The organism is Psychrobacter sp. TB20-MNA-CIBAN-0197 (assembly GCF_040309765.1).
GTDB classification, from domain to species: Bacteria; Pseudomonadota; Gammaproteobacteria; order Pseudomonadales; family Moraxellaceae; genus Psychrobacter; species Psychrobacter submarinus.
Genome location: NZ_JBEOPC010000988.1, coordinates 1 through 255 on the forward strand (window position 1 = coordinate 1; position 255 = coordinate 255).

The 255-nt window shown below is 40.0% G+C and carries 1 protein-coding gene; it reads left to right on the forward strand.

The genetic code is table 11. The features are described from left to right. On the forward strand, positions 1-255 hold a 255-nt coding region (locus AAEY83_RS16845; protein WP_502945211.1), incomplete at both ends, for a cytidylyltransferase domain-containing protein.

Sequence of the window (255 nt, forward strand, 5' to 3'; positions counted from 1 at the left end):
TAACAACACTATTGTAGTTAATGTGCAAGGTGATGAGCCATTATTGGCACCAGAAAATGTATCTCAAGTTGCCACGTTATTAAATGAATCAACTGCACCTATGGCCACTTTAAGTGTAGCGATAGAAGAGCAAGAAGACGTTTTTAATCCTAATGCAGTTAAAGTCGTTAGCGATATTAATAAAAATGCATTGTATTTTTCGCGTGCCAGTATTCCGTTTGATCGTAGCGCCATGATGGGCGAGCAGAGCACGCT